Origin of the sequence: Loigolactobacillus backii (assembly GCF_003946275.1) — a bacterium.
Lineage (GTDB): Bacteria > Bacillota > Bacilli > Lactobacillales > Lactobacillaceae > Loigolactobacillus > Loigolactobacillus backii.
Map to the genome: position 1 here is coordinate 1 of NZ_RHNQ01000096.1, position 5,468 is coordinate 5,468.

Below are 5,468 nucleotides of genomic sequence, written 5' to 3' on the forward strand. Positions count from 1 at the left end.
AGGAACTCCTTTTTCTAATGTTTTTGAAAATTAATTTAAGGAATCATTCATCCTTACACAAACTATTTTACAGTCTCTAATATTTGGCACGGCAATCAAGTAGTGGCTGTCCAAAGCAATACACAAGTTCATTCAAAAGATCCTAATATAGTTAGAACTAGTTTTCAAAAACATAATGATTTGGTAAATGGATTAAAAATGGTTGAAAAACCAACATCCGATTATTTACCAATAGTAAACCAACCCAAATCAATTACTTTTGAGCAACTAAATCCCTACTATCAATATTCACAACAAATCATTAACAATAAAACCAATATTCATAAAACCGTAACCAAAAATGGTGATTTAAAATTGAGCTGGTTTAATCATAATAATTCCAATCATGACATCCAACTTTCAGTAATTAAATATAAGCATACATGTTTACGGCTAAACGGTAATTCATTATCTAAGAACTTTAAAACTACAGCAATTGGTGCTCTCATCATAAATTCCAAACCAGGAGCTAATACCTTGATTCTTAATTATAAAGCCGGTTCATTGTTCCACATTTTATCAATAATTTGCCTAATTTCCTGGTTACTATTAATAATCAGAATAATGTTCCATCATCGTAAAAAAGCACAATATTATCCAACAAAGAATGAGTGATATAAAATATTTTTACCAAAATAAATACACTAGAGTGACTGCTAACAGTTATTCTAGTGTATTTATTTAAATATATTGACCTTAAATCATTTTACCAAAGAACGATTCCGGCAGCGTTAGCGTAATGTTTCTGGCCGTTAACGTAGAAATAGCCGGTTGCTTTTAAGTAAGTACCAGGCATGAAGTAGTATAAATGACCCATGTAACGGTACCAGCCAGTCACGATCCGACCGTTGCTACCGAACATGTACCAATCACCCCAAGCAGATTTAACGTAGGCATTGGTGCGCTTTAAATAAGTAGTTGCATCGAAGTAATAGTAAGTACCAGCCCACTTTTGCAAGCCAGTTTGAATCTTACCAGTGCTACCAAACAAGTACCAATCGCCCCATTGTGATTGTAAGTAAGCGTTGGTGCGTTTCAAATAAGTGTGGGGATCGAAATAATAATACGTGCCAGCCCACTTTTGGACGCCCGTTTGGATCTTACCATTACTACCAAAGAGGTACCAGTCGCCCCACTGTGACTTAGCGTAAGAGTTCTTGATTGCCGCATAGTTACTGCCGAAATCATAGTAAGTGTTATTTACTTTTTGAACACCAGTTTTAGCAGAACCACTTTGGTCAAACAAATAGTTTTGACCAGCAATTGTTTGGAAACCAGTTAATTTACTACCATTTTGGTAATAACTAGCGCCACTCCAACCATCTTTTTGTGCTGGATTAGTTGGATTTGTTGGTTTAGAAGGTGTCGTTGTTGAATCGGCTGGCTTGTTGGTTAAGATTTCGTTTTCTTGACCTTCAAGAATGTAACTATAACCATTCATGAACGTAATACTTTCCGTTTCACGATTCTGTGCATTTCCACTCAATTGAACAAATTTATACTGTACCTTAGCCGGATTATTAATGAAGCTAGTTAAATTAAAGCTCTCGATAACCCCGTTATAAATTGCATACATAGTGTCAGTTGTTGGATCATAACTAAGGTTCTGCAGTGCAATATTTTTCTTAGCATTAGTTACAGCTGGGATAACTTGTTGAAATTGTTGTAAACTAATCTTTCCATTGTCAATAGTTCCCTTAAATAAAGCCAGAGTAGGTGCTTTGGCAACTACATTACCAGTGTTCATTGTTCGAGCAAAATAGAATGTATGATCATTTTGAAATGCCAAATCAAACAAGTAAAGGGCATCGCTAGCATTGGTTCCACTATACGGATACCAAACACCTGATTTTGCCAATGTTGTAACAGCTAAATTTTTGCTTGGATCAATTGCATAAATTGTTGCAGCTCCATTACCATTCGTATTAGAACTTGACAATAAGTATAACTTAGTTCCATCTGTGCTGAAACTCTGCCCATGTCCACCATTCTTGATAATTGAACTAAACGTAACGTGACCTGCATTCACCAAAGTCTGAAAACTCTTTCCATAAGCAGCGCTTGTAGAATTAGCAGTACCACCATCAGCATATGCAAAACCTTGATAGATAACTTGGTTATTAGAAACAGCCTGTGCTTGCGCAGTCTTATCCATTCCCATTACAAATAAATTATTTTGGCCATCATTATACAAAGCATATAACGAACCGTTTTTAGTTAGCATCACACTTTGCATTGAAGATCCATCTTTTAAATTATAGGTAGTTCCATTATTGGTAAAAGAACCAAATTGTGGCATATAAGTATATGTTTTGTAACTCTCTGTGCCACCCTTAACTGCATTGTTATAGACCGTACCATTAATGGTCTCACCGTCAGTATCCGTATTTAAATGAGCCTGGCCCTTATATTCATTAGACTGCACTGGCGCAGTTGTAGCCGGCGCAACTGGTGTACCAGCAGGTGTTGCCTGAACATCTGACGTCTGGTTTGTTGTAGCTGCACGTGGTTGAACTGCCATCGCAGCTGGTTTCACGGCAACACTACTTGCTGCAGCCGTACTACTTGTTGCTGTGCCACTAGTTGCCGTCGGCGTTCCTGCGGCCGAAGAAACTGGTATTGCTGTTGCTGAGTTAGCTGCTGCCTTTGGCGTTGTTGCTGCCTGGCTGGCCGCTGATGATGGTGCAACAGAAGTAGCGGTAGATGCTGGTGCAGTTGACGTTGGTGCAGCCGATGTTACAGCTGTTGCGTCGGTTGCTGGCGTTGTTGCGGCATTAGCCGAAACGGTCGTTGCTAGACCAATTCCTCCCATGATAATACCGGCAGCAAGCCACTTCTTACCTGCCTTGTAAAGCTTAAAATGTACTTTTCGTTCTGACTCCATAGATATCCCCTCGACCCTTAAATTAATTATGGTACTCCTATAGGATAGCACTTTCAGCGTGAAAAATTGACCCATTTTTTTGAAATATTAGAAAATTGATCCTTACTCGCTGTAGCGATTCTTGTAATTGGGCTAGAGCGGGTTCAGGAGCTGGGACAAAAAGCCCTAGCCTCTTATTGTTTCCGAATATTACTCCAGAACGTGCGCCAAAAGTCTGGGTTTACGTGCCTAACTACAGCTAATTCAATAACCATAGTACGGTTATTGAATTAGCTTACGTTACGCAGTGAACCCAAAACCGACTTTTGGTGCACTCCTTTTCAAACACGTTTTCACTAAATGAGATCGGTAAATACTAATAAAGGTATTTCCCAAACACGACCTAAAGCCGCCAAAAATGGACCCTAAACGCCCCTTTAGTCACTCTTTGGTTAAAATTTCAATATTCTGGCCTTCAAGTAGGTACTGCTTGCCGTTTAGATAAGTGGTGCTCTCGGTTTCTCGCTTCTGACCAGCGCCATTTAACTGCATAAAGTCATAACTGAATTTCTGCTTAGCGCCAGTTTTATTATTGTAAGCTAAGTAGTTAGTCAAATTAAAACTCTGAACCACGCCGTTGTAACTAATGTTTAGTGTATCGTTGGCCTTATCGTAGCTCATCCCCTGTAACTGAACGTTTCGACTGCCACAAACTGTTGGCGCCGGTAGACCTTGAGTGTAACTGTGCAAAGTCAATCTGCCGGCCTTAAGCTTACCTTTAAATAAGGTCAAAGCCGGTGCTGTATCTGCCGTCCCCTTCATTGAATCAGGGTGCACCCCATCAGGATTTGTGCGCACATAATAAAAAGTGTGCGGCCCAGTGAAGGCCATATTTTCAACATCTAACCGGTTGGCCCGGTTAACTAAATTGGCCGGGTACCAAGTTCGGGTAGCGGCCAGCAAGGTCTGTTTAAACTGCTTGGTGGGATCAATTTGATAAATTTTAAGTCGATCATTACTAGTCTTATTTGTGTCTAAAAAGTAAAGTTGCTTGCCGTTGCTGGAAAATCCTTGGCCGTGACCAAAGCTTAAAAAAGGCGCACTAAAACTGATGTTACCCAAACTCGCCTGCGTCGCAAAATTAGTCGTCAATTGCCCATTTGTCCCCACTAAATAATTTGGATTACTGGCTAAATCGTGCATTAATTCAGGTTTGATTGCCATAATAAAGAAATGATTCTGCACCGTTTTACTGCCGTCATCTTCGTTATAAAGTGCGTAAAAAGTTCCATCAGTCGTTGTCTGGACCCCTTGCAGTGAGCTTTGTTGGCCAACTTTACCAAAAACATAATTGGTATTCGTCTGGGTACTCGTGTAAGTGCCGTATTGCGGTAAAAAGGCAACTGAATGATAAGTGGTCGTTCTAGATTGGGTTGTTTTACCTGATGCAGCTCGCATTGAATAGCTAGTGGCGTCAATTGTATCGGGACCAACCACTAACTCCTTTGGGTCCCATTTTATTGATGAAATTGGGGCGGACCTTGTCGGCTGTTTTGCTAAATTGTGTGGCCCCACAATTTCACTGGCGGCACCACTTAACTTCGCCTCAACGCGACCTTGGCCATTTATTTGTGCGGCGCTAACCGTTGACTTGGGCGCGGCAGTTGCACTAACGGCCATTAATAATGACATGATGCCACCAACTAAAATACAACCAACTAGTCTGTTCTTTTTAGCCCTACATAGTTTAAACTGCGTCTTTTTTGCCATCGAATTTCCCCTAATATTATTTTATTGCGTTTAATTTATTGCTTACTTTTTTGGTGACTGTTCATTTATTGGCGTTTAAGGCGTAAGCAGAAAATAACAACCTGTCTATGCGGCTCCCTAAATTCTTGGTATGCTAATTCTAGCAAGAATATTAGCGGACCTTTATGTCGGAAAAAATTATTTCTGTATCACTAAATTCAGAAATAATAGGTTAGATCCATTCACGCCAGCATTATTTTTATTTTACGGCGATCACTTAGACCACTTTAAAGGCTTAGGTTGAGAATGCGCTGGCTTTATTTTATTATCCAAACGATTCAAAAATGATCACTTATAGTGGTTATGCAATTGCCAAAAAGTACAGCATTAAGTCTAGAACAATTACGGCAGTTATTAAATAATTTTACCATCAAAGCAATAATTCATCACGTCCCACTTGGTTATGGTAATACCGTTCAAACGTTTCTTAGGCGATCCATTAATTGCTTTAAATAACCACCAGATCAAGCTGGCCGTAATGGAACGAAAGAATTGGTTATTTAGTCCCAGTCGTTTAGGTGCTAGCTTAGTTCTAACGACCAAGACGAATCACTTGAACGTTCGCAAATACTTAATTTATCCGCTTAAAGAACTGCCCTAGGCTCATTGCCAAATTGACAGAACTAACGACTTATTTCCAGGGCAACAAGCACTTTAAAACCCTAGCCCCTTTTAGTTGTGGGTCTACACTTTCTGGTATTGGTGAATAACTAATACCGGTTTTTTGTCTGTTTTGAAAATCAGAAAAATAAAAAAG

Annotated in this window: 3 protein-coding genes; 1 reads left to right on the top strand and 2 read right to left on the bottom strand. The window is 39.5% G+C overall.

The genetic code is table 11. The features are described 5' to 3' along the window. Positions 1-102 precede the first annotated feature (102 nt). Positions 103-654 (top strand): hypothetical protein, encoded by a 552-nt coding sequence (locus EKM61_RS11205; protein ID WP_125636221.1) that lies wholly within the window; start codon positions 103-105, stop codon positions 652-654. 91 nt (positions 655-745) lie between these two features. Here EKM61_RS11205 and EKM61_RS11210 read toward each other — a convergent pair whose 3' ends face one another. Together EKM61_RS11210 and EKM61_RS11215 are read right to left on the bottom strand one after the other, a co-directional pair. Then, a complete protein-coding gene (locus EKM61_RS11210) occupies positions 746-2,923 on the bottom strand; it encodes a KxYKxGKxW signal peptide domain-containing protein (protein WP_068223208.1) in 2,178 nt (725 codons plus the stop codon). A 420-nt stretch (positions 2,924-3,343) separates the two neighbouring features. Next, positions 3,344-4,672: a hypothetical protein gene (locus EKM61_RS11215; protein ID WP_068223205.1), complete on the bottom strand. Its 1,329-nt coding sequence runs from the start codon at positions 4,670-4,672 to the stop codon at positions 3,344-3,346. Positions 4,673-5,468: the final 796 nt, after the last annotated feature.

Coding starts and splice junctions, on each gene's coding strand:
- EKM61_RS11210 (WP_068223208.1), bottom strand. CDS start 2,923: ATGGAGTCAGAACGAAAAGTACATTTTAAGCTTTACAAGGCAGGTAAG.
- EKM61_RS11215 (WP_068223205.1), bottom strand. CDS start 4,672: ATGGCAAAAAAGACGCAGTTTAAACTATGTAGGGCTAAAAAGAACAGA.